This window comes from Streptomonospora alba (assembly GCF_000826685.1).
In the GTDB taxonomy this organism is placed as follows: Bacteria; Actinomycetota; Actinomycetes; order Streptosporangiales; family Streptosporangiaceae; genus Streptomonospora; species Streptomonospora alba.
On record NZ_JROO01000006.1, the window covers coordinates 1 to 17,864 of the forward strand.

Genomic DNA, 17,864 nt, shown 5'->3' on the forward strand with positions numbered 1-17,864 from the left:
ATCGCCGGGCGGCGGGCGAAGCCTGTGCGGCGCGGGAGCTCAAGCCAGGTCGGTGGCCGAGAAGGTGAAGCGGTCCACGCGGGCGGCGGTGTCGGGCCTGCCGATGTGCTCGTCGTTGACGGTCAGGCGTACAGCGGAGGCCTTGCCCACGTGCAGCCGCAGTTCGTCGGAGTGGGTCCAGGCGCGCACGTCGCCCTTGTCCAGGACGCCGGAGAAGCGGTTGTCGCCCTCGGCGTCGGTGACGCTCACCCACACCCGCTCGGTCGCGCTGACGGTGAGGTGGACCTCCTCGGCCTTGCGCTCACTGCTCGTCATCCCGCTCAGGCCGGTGCCCAGGTCCGTCTCGGCCGGGTCGGCGGTGTCGGCCGGGCCTGCCGGGTCGGCGGTGTCTGCCGGGTCTGCCGGGTCTGCCGGGCGGGTCGGATCGGCCGGAGCGGGCCCGGCCTGTTCCTGCCGATGGGTGGGGGCCGGGGCGGCGTCGCCGGCCCCCTCCCCCGCGCGCTCCACGACGCGGCCCGCGCCCGCGCTCTGGCCGGCGGGGCCCTCGGGCCAGGCGACCAGCGCCGTGACCACCGCCGCGCCGGCGATGGCGACGAACACCAGCAGCGGCCAGGAGCGGCGTGCCGCGGCGATCGTGGCCGCCAGCAGCGAGGGCTTGCGCTCGCGCCGCGGTTGGGGCACGTCGCCCTCGCCGGAGGCGCCGGCGGCCGCTACGGCGCCCTCGTCCGCGCTGCGGTCCTCGGACCTGCTGTGTCTGGCGTGGCGGGCAGGCTGCGCACCGGCCGCCCCCGGGCCGGACTGCTGAGCGCTCCGGCGTTTGCCCTGCCGCTCGCCGACGTGCTGGGACTCCCCCGCTCCCGACGGCTGCCCGCCGGTGGGCTGCTGGGCGGCTCCTGCTGCGGCGTGTGCGTCCGCTGAGCGCCGGGCCGGGGGCCGGGGTTCGGAGTCCTCCGTGCGGGCGCGGGGGACCTCCTGAGCGCCGCCTGCGGCCTCCGAGCGCCCCCGGGTGCCGGAGGCGGCGCTCTCGTCGCCGCGGGCGGCCTCGTCCCCGCGCCCGGTGACCGGCTTGTCGGTGAAGGCGGGAACCGTCCGCTCCCGGGCGTGCTCACGGTCGTAGCGCTCGACCAACTCGGCCGGGTCGAGGCCGAGTTCCCGGCAGACGGCCCGGATGTGTCCGCGGGCGTAGAAGTCGCCGCCGCAGGGGCGGAAGTCGTCGTTCTCGATGCCGCCGAGTACCGTTCGGCGGATACATGTACGGGAGCTCAGGTCGGCGAGGGTGTAGCCGGCGTTCTCGCGAGCGGCGGCGATGGTCCGGCCGATCGTGCTCATATCCGCCCCTTCCCAGGGTGGGGGTACGGTCGCGGTGCCTCGCGCGCCGGGCGACGCGACCCTCGGCCCCGCTCCGGTGCGCGGTCGCGCCCGACTGCGCCACACCGCAGAGTAGGTCTTCCACCACTCTGCGTGCCTGCTGACGGATTGGCACTCTGACACACCCCATGAAGCGGTTAAAACTACGTCAACAGGTCAGAGACCGCCGCACAGCGGGCCCTCCCGCCGGAAGTCGGCACCGCACCCGCCACGCGGCCCGCCGGGGTACGGGACACGGCGCACCGGGCACCGGGGCGCGCGGCGTCCCGGCCGGGGGCCCGGGGCGGTGACGGGCGACCGACGGGACACGCGGCACGCAGCGGCCCGGTTCGGGGGCGGCGGGCAGCGGGCGTGCGTGTGGGCGACCGGCGGGTCAGCCCTCGGGGTCGTCCCCGCGGACCTGGGCCAGCACCCCGGCCAGGCCGTCGGGCTGCACCAGCACGTCGCGCGCCTTGGAGCCCTCGCTGGGACCGACCACGTCGCGGCTCTCCATCAGGTCCATCAGCCGCCCCGCCTTGGCGAAGCCCACCCGCAGCTTGCGCTGAAGCATCGACGTCGAGCCGAACTGGGTGGTCACCACGAGCTCGATGGCCTGCAACAGCAGATCGAGGTCGTCGCCGACCTCCTCGTCGATCTCCTTCTTCTTGGCCTCGGCGGCGCCCACGTCCTCGCGGTAGCTGGGCTCGGCCTGCTTCTTGCAGTGGTCGACGATCCCGCGGATCTCCTTCTCGGTGACCCACGCGTTCTGCAGCCGGATGGGCTTGCCGGCGCCCATCGGCAGAAACAGCGCGTCGCCCTTGCCCACGAGCTTCTCGGCACCGGGTTGGTCGAGGATGACGCGGCTGTCGGAGAGGCTGGAGGTGGCGAAGGCCAGCCGCGAGGGAACGTTGGCCTTGATCAGCCCGGTGACCACGTCGACGCTGGGGCGCTGGGTGGCCAGCACCAGGTGGATGCCGGCGGCGCGGGCGAGCTGGGTGATGCGCACGATGGCGTCCTCGACGTCGCGCGGGGCGACCATCATCAAATCGGCCAGCTCGTCGACGATGACCACCATGTAGGGGTAGGGCTCGTAGACGCGCTCGCTGCCGGGCGGGGCCGTCAGCTCGCCGGCGCGCACCGCGGCGTTGAAGTCGTCGATGTGGCGGTAGCCCGACGCGGCCAGGTCGTCGTAGCGGCGGTCCATCTCGCCCACCACCCACTGCAGCGCGTCGGCCGCCTTCTTGGGGCTGGTGATGATCGGGGTGATCAGGTGCGGGATGCCCTCGTACATGGTCAGCTCGACCCGCTTGGGGTCGACCAGGATCAGCCGGACCTCGTCGGGGGTGGCCCGCATCATGACCGAGGTGATCAGCCCGTTGATGCAGGTCGACTTGCCCGCTCCGGTGGCGCCGGCCACCAGCACGTGGGGCATCTTGGCGAGGTTGGCCACCACGGTGGAGCCCTCGATGTCCTTGCCCAGGCCCACCACCAGCGGGTGCTCGTCGGAGGTGGCCGGCGAGGAGCGCAGGATGTCGCCGAGGCTGACGATGTCCTTGTCGGAGTTGGGGATCTCCACGCCGATGGCCGACTTGCCCGGGATGGGCGACTGGATGCGCACGTCGGCGCTCTTGACGGCCAGGGAGATGTTCTTGGTCAGCGCGGTGACCTTCTCGACCTTCACGGCGGGGCCCAGCTCGATCTCATAGCGGGTGACCGTGGGTCCGCGGGCGAACCCGGTGATCTCGGCGTCGATGTTGAACTGCTCCATCACGCCGTTGAGCGCCTCGACCACGGTGTCGTTGGCCTTGGTGCGCGGCTTGGGCGGGGTGCCGGGCTTGAGCATGGGCGGGGGAGGCAGCTCGTAGTCGCCGTCGACCACGCGCGGCGGGAGGGACAGCTGCTCGGCGGCCTCGGGGGCCGGGGTGTGGTCGGGCACCGCCGCTTGCGCGTCCTTGGCCGCCACGACCGGGGTGTCGTAAGGGCGCTCGTTGGCGCCGGCCACGCCCGCGCTGTCCTCCGACGCCTTGGCGCCGGACTCCTCGCGCGGCTTGCGCTTGCGCTTGGGCTTCTCGGCCTTGGTCTGCTTCTCCTCGGGCTCGTCGAGGATGCCCATGCCGGCGTCGGGCCCGCCTTCGCGCTCCATCAGCCCGCCGAAGAGGGCGCGCAGGCGCTCGGGAATCCGGTAGACGGGGGTGGCGGTGACCACCAGCAGCCCGAACAGCAGCACCAGGCCCAGCAGGAGCCCGGTGATCCAGGGGGTGATCAGCAGGCTGAGCGGGCCGGAGGCGGCGAAGCCGATGATGCCGCCGGCGCGGCGCACCGCCTCGGCGCCGTCGGAGGGCCAGGGGATGCCGTGGCCGATGTGGATGAGCCCGAGCAGGCCCACCAGCAGCGCTGTGGAGCCGATGAACAGCCGGCCCGCGTCGGTCTCGCCGCTGCCGGGCGTGCGCATCAGCCGCCAGGCGAAGGGCAGGAACAGCAGCGGCAGTACCGGGGAGAACGTGCCGAAGGCGCCCACCACGACGGTGCGGGTGGCCTCGGGCAGCAGACCCTCGGTGTCCCACCAGACCGCTGCGGCGATGAGCACGCCCAGCGCCAGCAGCACCAGGCCCAGCCCGTCGCGGCGCAGGTCGGGGTGGAGATCGCGGGCGCTGCGCCCGATGGCGCGGGCGAGCCCGCCGACGGTGTGGGCCATCAGCCGCCAGCTCAGCAGCAGACCGCGCCCGGCCCATACGAACAGCAGGGAGACGGGTCCGTCGGCACCGGCCGGCTTGCGCTTGGCCGCGGATGAGCGGGAGCGCTGGGCGGAGGCCCCCGAGGTCTTGCGCGCCGGCGCCTTCTTCGTGCCGCCGCCGCCCCGGGACGCTCCGCCGCCGGATCCTTGGGGGGTCTTGGGCGCACGGGTGGCCATGGGCGGCAGCTTACAGCGGTCCCGCCCGCCGGTCGCCACCCGCCGGCCCGGCGTGTCGCCGTCGACAAGAGGCGGCACGCGGTGGCCGCTCTGATGGCGGACGGTCGGCGGGCGGGTGGACGACAGGCGACGGGTCCGGTCGGCGGCCGGACCGGGTCAGACCTCCACGATCACCGGAACGATCATCGGCCGGCGGCGGTACGACTCGTTCACCCAGCGGCCCACCCCGCGCCGCACGAGCTGGCGCAGCTGGTGGGGGTCGGTGATGCCGTCGGAGGCCGCGTTCTCCAGCGAGTCCTGGATCTTGGGGATGATCTCGTCGTAGGCCTCGACGTCGATACCGGCTCCCCGGGTGTGGATCTCGGGCTCGCCGACGATCTTGCCGGAGGTGGAGTCGACGGCCACGATGACCGAGATGAACCCCTCCTCGCCGAGGATGCGGCGGTCCTTGAGCGCGGACTCGGTGACGTCGCCCACCGAGGTGCCGTCGACGTAGACGTAGCCCGCCTGCACCTTGCCGGTGATGCGTGCCCGGCCCTTGTGCAGGTCGACGACCACGCCGTCCTCGGCCAGGCAGATGCGGTCCCGCTCGAGCCCGACCGACTCCGCGATGCGGGCGTGGGCGCGCATGTGCCGCCATTCCCCGTGCACCGGCATGAAGTTGCGCGGCCGCACCATGTTGTGCACGTACAGCAGCTCGCCCGCGGGGGCGTGGCCGGAGACGTGCACCAGCGCGTTGCCCTTGTGCACCACCTGCGCGCCCCAGCGGGTCAGGCCGTTGATTACGCGGTTGACCGAGTTCTCGTTGCCCGGGATCAGCGAGGAGGCCAGCAGGACGGTGTCGCCCTCCTCGATGCGGATCTGGTGGTCGCGGTTGGCCATGCGGCTCAGCGCCGACATCGGCTCGCCCTGGGACCCGGTGGAGACCAGTACGGCATCGCTGGGGCGCATGTCGTCGAGCTGTTTGACGTCGACCAGCAGGTCCTCGGGCACGGTCAGATAGCCCAGGTCGCGCGCGATGTTCATGTTGCGCACCATCGAGCGGCCGACGAAGGCGACCTTGCGGCCGTGTGCCTTGGCCGAGTCGAGCACCTGCTGGACGCGGTGCACGTGTGAGGCGAAGCAGGCAACGATGATGCGCTGGTCGGCATCGTCGAAGACCTTGTCGATGACCGGCGAGATGTCGCGCTCGCTGGTGACGAACCCGGGGACCTCGGCGTTGGTGGAGTCGGCCAGCAGCAGGTCGACGCCCTCGCTGCCGACACGGGCGAAACCGGCCAGGTCGGTCAGCCGCCCGTCCAGCGGCAGCTGGTCCATCTTGAAGTCGCCGGTGTGCAGCAGGGTGCCGGCGTCGGTGCGGACGGCCACGGCCAGCGCATCGGGGATGGAGTGGTTGACCGCCAGGAACTCGAGGTCGAAGGGACCGAAGGAGCGGCGGTCGTCCTCGCCCACCTGCACCGTCTCGGGCTTGATGCGGTGCTCGCCGAGCTTGGCCGTCAGCAGCGCCAGCGTCAGCCGGGAGCCCACCAGCGGGATGTCGGGGCGCTCGCGCAGCAGGAACGGCACAGCCCCGATGTGGTCCTCGTGGCCGTGGGTGAGCACGAGGGCCTCAACGTCGTCGAGCCGGTCCCGGATGTAGTCGAAGTCGGGCAGGATCAGGTCGACTCCCGGCTGCTCCTCCTCGGGGAAGAGCACGCCGCAGTCGACGATCAGCAGCTTGCCGCGGTACTCGAACACCGTCATGTTGCGGCCGATCTCGCCCAGCCCGCCCAGCGGAACCACGCGCAGCGTGTCCTGGCTCAGCGGGGGCGGAGGACCGAGTTCGGGGTGGGGATGACTCATGCGGATCCTTCCGTCAGCCGTTCGACGCCCACCACGCTGCCCGGCACCTCTTGGTGGGGCGCCAGTCCGATCGGGCCCTTGACGCCGGCCGCAGCGAGGTCCTCGCGCAGCAGCGCCTGCAGTTCGGGCGAGGCGTCGGCCAGCGGAGTGCGCACCGGGCCGCCGGGCAGTCCGAACATGTTCAGCACCGCCTTGGTGGTGATCACGCCCTGGGTGCGGAAGATCCCGGTGTAGACGGGCGTGAGCCGGCGGTGGATGGCCAGGGCGCGGGCGACGTCGCCGTCCTGGTAGGCGTCGAGCATGTCGTGCAGGTCGGAGCCGACGATGTGGCCCACGACGCTGACGAACCCGGACGCGCCCACCGACAGCAGCGGCAGGTTGAGGATGTCGGAGCCGCAGTAGAAGGCCATGTCGGTGCGCTCCATCACCCAGGAGCTGGCGCCGAGGTCGTCCTTGGCGTCCTTGTTGGCCACGATGCGGGGATGCTCGGCCAGCCGCACGAGCGTCTCCGAAGCGATCGGCGTACCGGTGCGCTGCGGGATGTCGTACAGCATCACGGGCAGGTCGGCGGCGTCGGCGATCGCGGTGAAGTGCCGGAGCAGGCCTTCCTGCGGGGGCTTGTTGTAGTACGGGGTGACCAGGAGCAGGCCGTGCGCGCCGGCCCGTTCGGCGCTTTGGGCCAGCCTGATGCTGTGCCGGGTGTCGTTGGTACCGACCCCCGCCACGACCACGGCCCGGTCGCCGACGGCATCCAGCACGGCGCGCAGCAACCGGTCCTTCTCCTCGTCACTGGTGGTCGGCGACTCTCCAGTGGTACCGCTGATGATGAGGCCGTCATTGCGCTGCTCATCGACCAGGTAGGTAGCGAGGCGGGCGGCGCCGTCGTAGTCGACGTCACCGTCCTCCTGCATGGGTGTGACCATTGCGGTCAACATCTGGCCGAAAGGCGCGCTCGGCGAAGTGCTGCCTGACATAGGGAAAACGTATCGCGCCTCGACCCCACCTGCGCCCATGCGACCTTCACCGAAGTGGATTTTCCCTCCTTTCTCCCATCATCCGACGTGTCGGTGCGGGGGGTCGGTACGGGGCGGAGCAGCCTCGGGTGCCGCGGCGCCCGCTGGAGCCGGTCCCCGCCCGCGCTCCCGCGGACCGGGCGCACGGGCGGATGTGCGCGCCCCACGGGTCCAAGGGCACCTGAGCGGGTCAACACGATCTTGACTCGGCAGTGAGCTGCGTTACACACTTCCAGCGCACATCGGGGCGGCCGTGGTTCCTGCGGCGCCGGCCCGGCCCCCCGCCCGCGGCCCGCGCAGTTCCAGCCACGATCGCGCGGGCCGCTTGCCACCACCCGCGCCCCATCCCACCGACCCCCATGCGCCCCTGCCCGCCACCCTTCCCGATGGAGACTCGTCTTGCGCCGGATCGGCAATGCCCTCGCCGCGTTCAGTACGCGGTGGATCCCTGATGCGTTCGTCTTCGCGATCGCGCTGACGGTACTCGTCTACCTGCTCGCCCTCGGATTGACCGACCACGGGCCGATAACCCTCGTCGACGACTGGTACTCCGGCTTCTGGGGACTGCTGGAGTTCGCCATGCAGATGTCCCTGGTGCTGGTGACCGGCTACGCGCTGGCGTCGTCGCCGCCCGCCAAGCGCGGTATCGCGGCGCTGGCCCGACTGCCGCGCGGGCCCCGCTCGGCCTATGTGCTCACCGCGGCCGGAGCCACCCTGCTGGGGATGGTCCACTGGGGCCTGGGACTGATCGCCGGTGCGCTGCTGGCACTGGAGGTGGCCCGCTCCTGCAAGGCGCGCGGCATCAAGGTGCACTTCCCGCTGCTGGCGGCGGGCGGCTACGCGGGCCTCCTCGTCTGGCACAGCGGACTCTCGGGATCGGCTCCCCTGCTGGTCAACACCGAGGGGCACTTCCTCGAGGACTCCATCGGCGTGCTGCCGCTGAGCGAGACGCTGCTCCAGCCGTTCAACCTCGTCTTCCTGGCGGCGATGCTCATCGGCGCGCCGCTGCTGATCCTGAGCATGCACCCGCGCGCCGAGCAGGCCGAGGAACTCGTCGAGGAGCGCGAGACCGCCGGCGCGCCCGCCCGGAACCAGGCCGAGGCCGACAACGGCGAAGGCGGCCGAGGGCTCACCGGCGCCCAGCGGCGCCGGGAGCGCAAGAAGCAGCTGGGCCGCAAGAACGGCGGCTCCTCGGGCGACCGCGGCGCCGGCGGGTCCAGGGCACCGGCCGAACGCCTGATGCACAGCCGCATCCCGGTTCTGGTGGTCGTGGCCGCGGGCGCCGTCTACCTGGTGCCCGAACTGGTGCGCGGCGGCATCGTGGGCATGGACCTCAACCTGCTCAATTTCACGTTCTTGATGCTGGGCCTGGCGCTGCACGGCACCCTGGCGGGCTACGCCGCGTCGGCGGCCGAGGGCGCCCGCAACGCGTCCTCGGTGATCGTCCAGTTCCCCTTCTACGCAGGGATCATGGGCATCATGGAGCACTCGGGGCTGCTGCAGCTCATCGCCGAGTGGTTCGTGTCCTTTTCGACGCCGCTGACCTACCCCTTCTGGGCGATGCTGAGCGCCGGCCTGGTCAACCTGGCGGTGCCCTCCGGCGGCGGCCAGTGGGCGGTGCAGGGGCCGATCGTCACCGACGCCGCAGCGTCGCTGGGGCTTGCTCCGGGCGTGGCCGTGATGGCCGTGGCCATGGGCGACCAGCTCACCAACGGAATCCAGCCGTTCTGGGCGCTGCCGCTGCTGGCGCTGACCCGCCTGCGCGCCGGCCAGGTGCTGGGTTACACCGCGGTGGTGATGCTCTTCGGGCTCGTCGTGGCGTCGCTGTGCATCACGTTCCTGCGGTGAGCATCCACCGGCCGTGCGAAGCGGCGGCCCGGGACCGGTCCCGGGCCGCCGCTGTGTGGCAAGGCGGACTGCTGTGGTCGGTCAGTCGTCGTCGCCGGGCAGCACGAGGCTGAGCACCCAGCTGACGACGGCGACGACGATGGCGCCGAGCAGGGCCGGCCAGAACCCGGCGATGGTGAACGGAAGGCCGACCACGCCCGCGATCCATGCGGTCAGCAGGAGCAGCAGGGCGTTGACGACCAGGGAGATCAGGCCGAGGGTCAGCACGTAGAAGGCGCACCCGACCGTTTTGACGATCGGCTTGATCACCGCGTTGACCACGCCGAAGATGACGCCGAGGGCGAGGTAGACGACGATCAGCTCGCCGGTGGACGTGGTGTCGACGTCGAGTCCGTCGATCAGGAAGACCGCCGCGGCGAGGGCGACGGCGTTGACGAGGATTCGGATGATGATGCTCACTCGCACGATGCTGCCATGCTCACGGCGCAGGGTGAACGCAGCCGCGGGGTATTGCGGGCAGATCCGGGGATTTCCCTTAGGGCCCGGGGCGGGGGTCCCGGTTTTGCCGGGGGCCGAGGCGGACTGAAAGCATGCGTGGCGCGCCGCCTGCCTGGACGGGTGCGCGCCGGCCGGCGGAATGAGACGAATCGAGGGGCGTAGCGGTGTCGCAGGAGCGCTTTGTCAGGTCCGCCCGGGAGGCGGACATCGACACCGTGGTCGAAGTGCAGGTCGCCGCGTGGCAGGCGATGTACGGTCCGCTGCTGCCCGATCCGGTGCGCGAGGAGATCGGCAGCGAGGAGGCCTTCGCCCGGTTCCGCGAGCAGTGGCAGGCGTCGCTGGGCAACCCGCCGACTTCCCGGCACAGGCTGGTGGTGGCCACCGACCAGCGCGCCGTGGTGGGCTTCGCCGCGTTGGGACCGGCCGCCGACGAGGACTGCTGGCCCGGCACCGACGCGGAGGTCTACGCGCTGCATGTGCACCCCGACCACACTCGCCGGGGGCACGGCAGCCGGCTGCTGAACGCGGCGGTGGACCACCTGGTGGACGACGGGTTCCACGCCGCGCTGCTGTGGGTGCTGGAGCAGGAAAACCCGCTGCGGACCTTCGCCGAAGCCGCGGGGTGGCGCGCCGACGGCACGACGCGGGAGCTGAATCTGGGCGCGCCGCTGCCCATGGTGCGGCTGCACGCCTCCATCAGCGCCTGACCGCGCGGCGGCAGCGGCCGCGCCCCGCGCTTGCGCTGTCTCCGGCGGCGCTAACGTGGATTTCCGGCCTCGGGCGCACCGCTCGGGGCGGCCGGAACAAGGAGGAAGGGCGACGGTGGCCACGGTCAGCGAGTGGGTGGCGGGGGCGCGTCCCCGGACGTTGCCGAATTCGATCGTCCCGGTGGCGGTGGGCGCCGGCGTGGCGGTGGGCGCCGGCGGTGCCGTGTGGTGGAAGGCGCTGCTGGCGGCGGGCGTGGCGCTGGCGCTGCAAGTGGGCGTGAACTACGCCAACGACTACAGCGACGGAATCCGCGGCACCGACACCGAGGAGCGCGTGGGCCCCGTCCGGCTGACGGCCGCCCGGCTGGCGGCGCCGCAGCGGGTGCTCGCGGCGGCCTGGGTGTGCTTCGCGGTGGCGGCCGTGCTGGGGCTGGTGCTGGCGGTGACCACCGCGTGGTGGCTGGTTCTGGTGGGCGCCGTCGCGATCGTGGCGGCGTGGTTCTACACCGGCGGTCGGCGGCCCTACGGGTACCGCGCGCTGGGCGAGCTTTCGGTGTTCGTCTTCTTCGGCCTGGTGGCCGTGGTGGGCACGGTGTTCGTGCAGCTGGAGGCGGTCCCGTGGCAGGGGTGGGTGGCGGCGGTCCCGGTGGGGCTGCTGTCGTGCTCGGTGCTGGTGATCAACAACGTGCGCGACCTCGACACCGACGCGCAGACGGGCAAGCACACCCTTGCGGTGCGCCTGGGCGACACCGGCGCCCGCCGGTTGTACGCGGGGTGCGTGGCGGGAGCCTTCGCGGGCGGGCTCGTGACCGCCGCGGCGAGCTGGTGGGCGGCGCTGGTGCTGCTGGCCCTGCCGGCGGCGGTGCCGCCGGTGCGGCGGGTGCTGACCGGTCAGCAGGGCCGCGACCTGGTGGCGGGCCTGGGTGAGACCGGTCGGCTGCAGCTGGTGTTCGGCGCCCTGTTCACGGCGGGTCTGGCTTTGGGCGCCCTGGGCTGAGGCGACCCGCTGCGGCGAGGCCCCGGGACTCGTGCGGCGGGGCCGTGGTTCCCGATTCGGCGCCCGACACGCCTGCGGAGCAGCTCGCCGCGGTGCGGATCCCCCGCGCGGACGAGCGATCACGGTGGCAGCGGCCCCGCGGCACGGCCGCGCCTGTTGACCGCCGAGGGCACCGGCGACCGGGCGCCCCGGGCCCCTCCCCCGCACAGCTCGGTCGGGCGCCGATGCGCCTTCCCCGGGCGTTCGTCGCGGGGGCTTTGCGTGCCGTGGGTCCGGCGTGGTGGCGGTGGCCGGATGCGGGCGGCGTTGTTTGCCGGGCAGTTCGGCCGGAAACGTCTAGAACGCCTCGGCTTTCGCGGGACGTGTGACAAACACCGGAACAATCATTGACAATGAGTGTGACCTGGATCACACTCTTTTCAGCGTTCCGCACTGCCCCCAGAGTGCGGGTCCGCTGCGGCCGCGGGAGGCCACCACGCCCCTCGCAGCCGGTTTCCGCGTCCCACCCGGCCGCGGCGGCGTCACGGCGGAGGTCCTCATGATTTATCTGGCCGAGTTCGTCGGAACGGCGATCCTGACGCTGCTGGGGTGCGGCGTCGTCGCCGGCGTCACACTCGCGCACTCCAAGGCCGCCGGCGGCGGCTGGATCGTCATCACGTTCGGCTGGGGCCTCGCCGTGGCCATGGCCGTCTACACCGTCGGGCAGTACAGCGGCGCCCACATCAACCCCGCCGTCACCCTGGGCATGGCCTCCATCGGCCAGATGCCCTGGAGCCAGGTGCCCGGCTACTTCGCAGCACAGATCGCCGGCGGCTGCTTCGGCTCCGTGGTGGTCTACCTCGTCTACCTTCCGCACTGGCGCGAGACCCCCGAGGCCGAGACCAAGCTCGGGGTCTTCAGCACCATTCCCGCGGTGCGCAACATCGCGGCCAACTTCATCACCGAGGTCGTCGGCACGTTCATGCTGATCTTCGGGATCCTGGGCATCAACGCCAACATGAACCCGCTGGGCGAAGCCGGCAACGGCACCCTCGCCGACCTGTTCGGCACCGGATTCGCGCCCCTGCTGGTCGGCTTCCTGGTGCTGGCCATCGGGCTGTCGCTGGGCGGACCGACCGGGTATGCCATCAACCCCGCCCGCGACCTCGGGCCGCGCATCGCGCACGCGCTCCTGCCCATCCCCGGCAAAGGCGGTTCGGACTGGTCCTACTCCTGGGTGCCCGTCGTGGCGCCGCTCCTCGGCGGGGTGCTGGCCGCCCAGACCTTCGTGCTGCTGGGCTTCACGGTGTAGCGGCCCGGCCGATGGCGGCGGCTTCGGGCGTTCAATCCAGGCCGAGCAGGGGTTCCAGGCCCACCGTCACCCGCTCGGGCAGCTCGGCGACCCGGCGCACGCCCAGCAGCACGCCCGGCATGAACGACTCGCGGTTCATGGAGTCGTGCCGGATGCGCAGCGTCTCGCCGTGGGTGCCGAAGACCACCTCCTGGTGCGCGATCATGCCGGTCATGCGCAGCGCGTGCACCCGCACCCCCTCGACCTCGGCGCCGCGGGCGCCGGGGATCTCGGAGGTCGTGGCGTCGGGCATCGGCTCGGCGCCGGCCTGCTGCCGGGCGTCGGCGACCAGCTCGGCGGTGCGGTAGGCGGTACCGCTGGGTGCGTCGGCCTTGTTGGGGTGGTGCAGCTCGACGATCTCGGTGGACTCGAAGTAGGGCGCCGCCTTGGCGGCGAAGTTCATCATCAGCACGGCGGCGATGCCGAAGTTGGGCGCGATCAGCACGTTGGGGCCGGGATTGGCGGCCAGGACCTCGCGCAGCTCGGCGATGCGGGCGTCGTCGAAGCCGCTGGTGCCCACGACGGCGTGGATGCCGTTCTCGGCGAGCCAGCGGAGGTTGCCCATGACCTCGCCGGGGTGGGTGAAGTCGACGACGACGTCGGCGCCGCGCACTTTGTCGCGTTCGGCCGCGTCGTCGATCGCCGCGACCAGTTCGGTGTCGGCGGCCGCTTGGACCGCCGTGACGACTTCGGACCCCATGCGCCCGCGGGCGCCGAACACTCCTACCTTGATCACGGGGATACCGTACCGGAGCGCGCGCACCGCGCGTCCGCCCGGCGCGCCCCGCCTCCGCCGCCCGCCGCCCGCGGTGAAGGGGGCGGCGGGCGGCGGGCGGCGGGCGGCGGGCGGCGGTGCTCAGGCTCTGGCCTACGGCCGGGCCAGCAGCACCGCGAAGTCGCCGGCGCTGTCGGTCCACCACTCCTGCAGGCTGAACCCGGCGGCGCCGAGTTCGGCCTCGATCCGCTCGCGGCGGAACTTCGCGGATATCTCGGTGCGCATCTCCTCGCCCGCGGCGAATTCGACGGTCGACTCCAGTGCGGCGACGCGTACGCGCCGGCGGGTGCGGGAGCGCAGCCGCATCTCGACCCACTCGGCGTCGGGATCCCACGCCGCGACGTGGTCGAAGCCCTCGGGCTCGAACTCGGCGCCGAGTTCGCGGTTGAGCACGCGCAGGACGTTGCGGTTGAACTCGGCGGTCACGCCGCGGGGGTCGTCGTAGGCGGCGACCAGGCGCGCGGGGTCCTTGACCAGGTCCACGCCCAGCAGCAGGGTGTCGCCTTCGGTGCATCCGCTGTGCAGGTCGCCGAGGAAGGACACACGCTCGGCGGGCGGCTGATTGCCCAGTGTGGAGCCTAGGACGGCCACCAGCCGCCGTCCGCCGGAGGGCAGCAGGTGCAGGTGGCGTTCGAAGTCGGCGACGACGGCGTGCACCTCCAGACCGGGGTAGGCGCCGCCGATCGCGGCGGCGGCCTCGCCCAGGAAGTCGCCGCTGACGTCGACGGGCACGAACCGGTTCAGGGTGCCTGCGCCGCTGAGCGCGTCCAGCAGCAGCCGGGTCTTCTCCCCCGATCCGGCCCCCAGCTCCACGAGCGTGTCGGCTCCGGATTCGGCGGCGATCTCGCCGGCGCGCTCGCGCAGGATCCGGCGCTCGGCCCGGGTGGGGTAGTACTCAGCCAGCCGTGTGATCTCCTCGAACAGCTCGCTGCCGCGTTCGTCGTAGAACCATTTGGGCGGCAGCGACTTGGGACGTGACGTCAGCCCCTCCGCGGCGTCGCTCCGCAGCGCCTTGGCGAGGTCGTCGGGTGTCAGGTGGTGGTCGGTGCGCAGCATGGATCCGTCCTCAGGTGGCCGCGGTGATCGGGCGGGTGCGCAGGCCGTCCCGGTCGGCTGTGACCAGGCAGCCGTCGGGTACCTCCTGCCAGGCGGGGTCGTCGTCGAGGGGTTCGGAGGCCAGCCATACGCCGTCGGCGCCGTGGCGGGCGTAGAGGCTGTCGCCGTCGGCCGTGGCCGCCAGGCGGTGGCCGTCGGAGGCGAGCAGGTTGTAGCGGCCGGGCGAGCAGGCGCGGGCGTCGACGACCACCCGCGCCAGGGCTTCGCCCAGTCCGGCGCCCGCGCGCCACAGCCGCAGCGCCGCGGCGAACAGCGGTGCGGAGTCCACGGGCGTGCGGGCGTCGAGCGCCCCCGGCGGCGCGGGGGCGCCCAGGCGGGCGGCGAGTGCTTCGTCGTCCTTGGCGGCGCCGTTGTGCGAGAACAGCCAGGTGTCGCCGCGGAAGGGCTGCGCGCAGGACTCGTCGGTGCCGAATCCCGGGGTGGCGTCGCGCACCGCCGCCACCGCGCAGGACGCGGTGACGGCCCGGGCGGCGTCGGCGAAGGACCCGTCGGCCCAGATCGGCATGGCGCGGCGGTAGCGCAGCGGCTCGGCGCGGTCCGGGCTGTACCAGCCGGCGCCGAACCCGTCGGCGTTGACGGTGCCGTGGCGCTGCTCGCGCGGCGCGTAGGACTGGGTGTGCAGCGAGTGGGGGCCGGCGTAGAGCAGCGTGTGCAGGGTGCGGGGCGTGCCGAGGTAGGCGAGGTGGCGGCACATCAGACCACCGCCGCTTCGGTCGCCGCGCCCGATGTTTCGACCGGGTTCACCGCCGCCCTCCCCCGCCGTCGCCCCCGGCGTCGCGGGCGCAGCGGAACCCGCTGAAGATCTGCCGCCGGACGGGGTGGTCCCAGTTGCGGAAGGTGGCGCGCACGGCGGTGGGGTGGGTGGCCCAGGACCCGCCGCGCAGCACCTTGTAGTCGCCGTCGAAGAACACCTCGGAGTACTCGCGGTAGGGGAAGGCCGTGAAGCCCGGGTAGCCGGTGAAGTCCGAGGAGGTCCACTCCCACACGTCGCCGAGCATCTGCAGCGCGCCGCAGGGCGCGGCGCCTGCCGGGTAGGTTCCGGCCGGCGTCGGACGCAGCAGGCGCTGACCGAGGTTGGCGTGACCGGCGCCGGGCTCCTCGGCGCCCCAGGGGAAGCGGCGGCTTTCGCCGGTGGCCGCGTCGAAGCGGGCGGCCTTCTCCCATTCGGCCTCGGTGGGCAGGCGCTTGCCGGCCCAGCGGGCGTAGGCCTCGGCCTCGTGGAAGCTCACGTGCTGCACCGGCTCGTCCATGGGCAGCGGCTCCACGCGGCCCAGGCGGTGCCGCAGCCAGGTGCCGGCGCCGTCGCGGTCCCAGAAGGCGGGCGTGCGCTTGCCCGAGCGGGTGCGCCAGTCCCAGCCGCGCTCGCTCCACCAGCGGGGGTCGTCGTAGCCGCCGTCGGCGACGAACTCCAGGTACCGGCCGTTGGTGACGGCGCGCGTGTCGATCCAGAACGGCGGCAGGTCGACGGTGTGGGCGGGGCGCTCGTTGTCGTAGGCCCACGGGTCGGCGGTGGTGCCCATGGTGAAGGGACCCGCTTCGACGAGTACCTCGCCGGGGCCGGTGAATGCGGGTGGCGCGGGCGGTGCGGGCGGGTCCTGCAGCGCCGGGTCGCCGCGGCGCAGCTGGTGGGTGGCGAGCATGGTCTCGTCGTGCTGGTGCTCGTGCTGGATGACCATGTGGTAGACGAATCCGCTGCCCAGCAGCGGATCGTCGGAGTCCAGAGCGGCGCGGTCCAGCGAGTCCAGCACGCGGTCGCGGACGCGGGCGTTGTAGTCCTCGGCCTCGCGCGGGGACAGCAGCGGAAGGCTGACGCGCTCGGCGCGCGGGTTCTCGAACGCGTCGTAGAGGACGTCGATGTCGGGGCGCAGCGCAGCGCCGCCCGCGGCGGTGCGCAGCAGCCACTGCTCCTCGTAGTTGCCGACGTGGGCGAGGTCCCACACCAGCGGGGACATCAGGGGCGAGTGCTGGGTGACGAGCTCGGCCTCGTCGAGGGCTTCCAGGGTCAGGCCGACGCTGCGGGCACGTCCGGAGTCGAGTTCGGCGGCGATGCGGGTGCGCAGCTCCTCGGCTGCGGCGCGGTCTCCGGTGTTGGCGGTCATGGTGGTCTCCTCCCTGCCGCGGGCGCCCGGCGCGTCGGAACAGGACGCGCGGCGCGGGCGGGCCCGCGGCGGTGTTCGAAGGGCGGTTCAGGCGGCCATGTCCAGGCGCTGCAGGTCGGCGGGGCAGCGCCCGCGCTCGACGAACTGCTCGCGGTACTCGTCGACGACGCCGACCAGGTCTGGGGCGTCCATGCGCCGCAGCGCCTCGGCAGCGGCGGTGAAGCAGGTGCGGGCGCATTCGGCCAGCGCGGGATCGGTCAGCGCGGCGCGGGCGGCCCGCCGCCACAGCCCGTGGTCGGGGTCGGCGCCGCGGCCGAGCCGGTCGACGGCTTCAGCCGCGGTCCGGGCGGCCGCCGGGTCGTCCAGCAGCGCTGCGGCCACGGCGATGGGCACCGGCCACCAGCGCGCGGGCAGCGCGTCGATCATCCGCAGTTCCAGCCATCCCCGCGGCCGCACCGGCGGGAACAGCGTGCTCAGGTGGTAGACGAGGTCGTCGCGTGTGGGCGGGCGGGGCCGGCGCTGGGCCAGCCACTCGCCGAAGGCGATGCCGGGGTCGACCACCCAGGGCCCGGCGTCGTCGCGGATGGACATGATCCGTGCGCGCATGGCGTAGCCGGTCCAGGCGGCCACGGGGTCGCCGGAGGCGACGGGGCTGGTACGGGTGGGATCGATGGCGTCCCAGATGGCCCAGCGGGTGGAGCGCCACCCGGTACTGCGGCCGCGGTGGATGGGCGAGTTGGCGAAGGCGGCGACGAACAGCGGTCCCAGCCGGTTGGCCAGTCGCCAGCGGTGCGCGGCGTCGTGGGCGTCGGCGCCGATGTCCAGGCACACCTGCAGTGATGCGGTGCTGCACATCATCAGCGGGCCGGTGGCGCATCCGGCGGAGTGGAAGTAGTCCTCCATCGCGGCGTAGCGCGGGAGGGTGAGCTGGCGGATGGGCGGCCGCCGCGGGTCCAGGCCGTTTCCGTCGAGGACGAGGCCGGCGGCGTGCAGCCGGGTGCGGATCAGAGTGAGGTCGCGCGCCAGGGCGGTGTGAGCGGCCCCGGGGCCGCGGAGGGGCGGCGAGCTGAGCTCCAGCTGCCCTCCGGGTTCGAAGGTGACTGCGCTGTTTCCGGGAAGCGGTCCGATCTCGTCGACCAGTGACGACAGCCGGGCCAGTGGGACGGGTTCGCGAGGACGCAGCGGGTCGCGGACGAGCCATTCGGTCTCGGCTCCGACGCGTCCGGGCGGGCCTGTTTTGAAGCAGATGCCGTGGATGTAGTTCTGCACGTCGTTCGCGGTGATGTAGTCCAAGGCGCATCCTCCGTCTCTGAGACGCAGCACTATCCCTGCCCCCGGCACGCCGCTTTACAACATTGCCGGGCTGGCGACATCTCCGGGA

General features: G+C 72.8%; 14 protein-coding genes. 4 read left to right on the forward strand and 10 right to left on the reverse strand.

The annotated features are described in order from the left end of the window. Positions 1-39: 39 nt before the first annotated feature. From LP52_RS02890 to dapA, 4 genes are all read right to left on the reverse strand, one after another. Positions 40-1,329, reverse strand: coding sequence for a helix-turn-helix domain-containing protein (locus tag LP52_RS02890; RefSeq protein ID WP_040270560.1), 1,290 nt, complete (start codon positions 1,327-1,329; stop codon positions 40-42). A 412-nt stretch (positions 1,330-1,741) separates the two neighbouring features. Continuing rightward, complete coding sequence (locus LP52_RS02895; RefSeq protein WP_040270561.1) at positions 1,742-4,258, reverse strand: DNA translocase FtsK; 2,517 nt, start codon at positions 4,256-4,258, stop codon at positions 1,742-1,744. Between the two features lie 156 nt (positions 4,259-4,414). Next, a complete protein-coding gene (locus LP52_RS02900) occupies positions 4,415-6,100 on the reverse strand; it encodes a ribonuclease J (protein ID WP_040270562.1) in 1,686 nt (561 codons plus the stop codon). After that, entirely contained in the window at positions 6,097-7,074 is a 978-nt protein-coding gene (gene dapA / locus LP52_RS02905) for a 4-hydroxy-tetrahydrodipicolinate synthase (RefSeq protein ID WP_084722829.1), read from the reverse strand. The genes LP52_RS02900 and dapA overlap by 4 nt, the downstream gene beginning before the upstream one ends. Before the next feature lie 438 nt (positions 7,075-7,512). Between dapA and LP52_RS02910 the strand changes: the two genes are divergently transcribed. After that, positions 7,513-8,961, forward strand: a complete 1,449-nt coding sequence (locus tag LP52_RS02910) for a short-chain fatty acid transporter (RefSeq protein ID WP_040270564.1) — start codon at positions 7,513-7,515, stop codon at positions 8,959-8,961. An 81-nt stretch (positions 8,962-9,042) separates the two neighbouring features. Here LP52_RS02910 and LP52_RS02915 read toward each other — a convergent pair whose 3' ends face one another. Then, entirely contained in the window at positions 9,043-9,420 is a 378-nt protein-coding gene (locus LP52_RS02915) for a phage holin family protein (RefSeq protein WP_040270565.1), read from the reverse strand. Between the two features lie 203 nt (positions 9,421-9,623). Here LP52_RS02915 and LP52_RS02920 point away from each other — a divergent pair, with 203 nt between their 5' ends. The 3 genes from LP52_RS02920 to LP52_RS02930 all read left to right on the forward strand — a co-directional run bounded on the left by LP52_RS02920 (position 9,624) and on the right by LP52_RS02930 (position 12,454). Continuing rightward, complete coding sequence (locus LP52_RS02920) at positions 9,624-10,166, forward strand: GNAT family N-acetyltransferase (protein WP_040270566.1); 543 nt, start codon at positions 9,624-9,626, stop codon at positions 10,164-10,166. A 115-nt stretch (positions 10,167-10,281) separates the two neighbouring features. Continuing rightward, positions 10,282-11,163, forward strand: coding sequence for a 1,4-dihydroxy-2-naphthoate polyprenyltransferase (locus LP52_RS02925; RefSeq protein ID WP_040270568.1), 882 nt, complete (start codon positions 10,282-10,284; stop codon positions 11,161-11,163). Positions 11,164-11,701: 538 nt separating this feature from the next. Continuing rightward, entirely contained in the window at positions 11,702-12,454 is a 753-nt protein-coding gene (locus LP52_RS02930) for an MIP/aquaporin family protein (protein WP_040270569.1), read from the forward strand. Between the two features lie 31 nt (positions 12,455-12,485). Here the strand turns inward: LP52_RS02930 and dapB are convergent, their stop codons facing one another. From dapB to egtA, 5 genes are all read right to left on the reverse strand, one after another. After that, positions 12,486-13,229 (reverse strand): 4-hydroxy-tetrahydrodipicolinate reductase, encoded by a 744-nt coding sequence (gene dapB / locus LP52_RS02935; RefSeq protein ID WP_084722863.1) that lies wholly within the window; start codon positions 13,227-13,229, stop codon positions 12,486-12,488. Positions 13,230-13,361: 132 nt separating this feature from the next. Next, entirely contained in the window at positions 13,362-14,324 is a 963-nt protein-coding gene (gene egtD / locus LP52_RS02940; RefSeq protein WP_040270570.1) for an L-histidine N(alpha)-methyltransferase, read from the reverse strand. A 10-nt stretch (positions 14,325-14,334) separates the two neighbouring features. Next, a complete protein-coding gene (gene egtC, locus LP52_RS02945; RefSeq protein WP_040270571.1) occupies positions 14,335-15,078 on the reverse strand; it encodes an ergothioneine biosynthesis protein EgtC in 744 nt (247 codons plus the stop codon). Positions 15,079-15,124: 46 nt separating this feature from the next. Continuing rightward, the gene (gene egtB / locus LP52_RS02950; protein WP_040270572.1) at positions 15,125-16,483 is read right to left on the reverse strand and encodes an ergothioneine biosynthesis protein EgtB; all 1,359 of its coding nucleotides are present in this window, start codon (positions 16,481-16,483) and stop codon (positions 15,125-15,127) included. Between the two features lie 87 nt (positions 16,484-16,570). After that, positions 16,571-17,776: an ergothioneine biosynthesis glutamate--cysteine ligase EgtA gene (egtA, locus tag LP52_RS02955; protein WP_040270573.1), complete on the reverse strand. Its 1,206-nt coding sequence runs from the start codon at positions 17,774-17,776 to the stop codon at positions 16,571-16,573. Positions 17,777-17,864 lie beyond the last annotated feature (88 nt).

Coding starts and splice junctions, on each gene's coding strand:
- LP52_RS02890 (WP_040270560.1), bottom strand. CDS start 1,329: ATGAGCACGATCGGCCGGACCATCGCCGCCGCTCGCGAGAACGCCGGC.
- LP52_RS02895 (WP_040270561.1), bottom strand. CDS start 4,258: ATGGCCACCCGTGCGCCCAAGACCCCCCAAGGATCCGGCGGCGGAGCG.
- LP52_RS02900 (WP_040270562.1), bottom strand. CDS start 6,100: ATGAGTCATCCCCACCCCGAACTCGGTCCTCCGCCCCCGCTGAGCCAG.
- dapA (WP_084722829.1), bottom strand. CDS start 7,074: ATGTCAGGCAGCACTTCGCCGAGCGCGCCTTTCGGCCAGATGTTGACC.
- LP52_RS02930 (WP_040270569.1), top strand. CDS start 11,702: ATGATTTATCTGGCCGAGTTCGTCGGAACGGCGATCCTGACGCTGCTG.
- egtD (WP_040270570.1), bottom strand. CDS start 14,324: ATGCTGCGCACCGACCACCACCTGACACCCGACGACCTCGCCAAGGCG.
- egtC (WP_040270571.1), bottom strand. CDS start 15,078: ATGTGCCGCCACCTCGCCTACCTCGGCACGCCCCGCACCCTGCACACG.
- egtB (WP_040270572.1), bottom strand. CDS start 16,483: ATGACCGCCAACACCGGAGACCGCGCCGCAGCCGAGGAGCTGCGCACC.